The sequence below is a fragment of the Leucobacter chromiiresistens genome (genome assembly GCF_001477055.1).
GTDB classification, from domain to species: Bacteria; Actinomycetota; Actinomycetes; order Actinomycetales; family Microbacteriaceae; genus Leucobacter; species Leucobacter chromiiresistens_A.
In genome coordinates this window covers 1-656 of the sequence record NZ_LDRK01000187.1, presented here as the reverse complement: position 1 = coordinate 656, position 656 = coordinate 1, and the positions used below count along the sequence as shown (strand labels likewise).

Annotated in this window: 1 protein-coding gene; it reads right to left on the bottom strand. The window is 75.0% G+C overall.

Going from position 1 to position 656, the window contains the following annotated elements:
* Positions 1-248, bottom strand: a 248-nt coding sequence (locus NS354_RS13000) for a DUF3515 family protein (protein WP_153002237.1), incomplete at its 3' end; no start/stop codon positions are given.
* Positions 249-656: the final 408 nt, after the last annotated feature.

Here is a 656-nt window from a genome sequence, read left to right as displayed (position 1 = left end):
CCGTCTCGTGGGCTCGGACTGCCGGAGGTGGCGCGGGTGGGGGAATCCGAGGCCGCCGACGCCGGGTCCGCCTGATCGTCCTCCCGGGCCAGGATCCAATCCACCCCGTTGACGCTCACGCACGGATCCGCGACCGGCTCCTGCACATGCACCCCGCACTTGAGCACGATCGCCGCCGGATCCCCCCAGGCCGTGGTGGCCTGGGCGGTGGTCTCGCGCTGGTCCAGACCGGTCAGTTGGGTGTGCATGGCCACCCTCGCGGGCGCGCATGCGGGATCCGCGGGATCGGGGGCCGGATCCAGCGTCACGGCCGCCCCCGCGCAGCCGCTGAGCAGTAGCGCCCCCGCCAGGGTGCCCGTGAGGATCAGGACCCGGCGTGTCTGTCTTTTCCGAGGGGCGGTCCGTACACTGTCAGACGGCGAGGGCAGGGCGGCGGCTGGGGATGACACGGTCCCCAGGGTAGTCCACCGCAGCGGCCGACGCCGGGGCGGCACCAGGCCCCGGGAGACGGCGCCCGAGCCCGTCGCCGCCGAGAGAACCGCCGTGCCGTGCGCAGGAAGGAGCTTCCATGGACCGCAGAGCCCACCCCCGGCGGGCAGCCCGCGCGCGGGCCCTCGGCGTCGGCGCGCTGACCTGCCTCGTGGGCACCTGCGTGG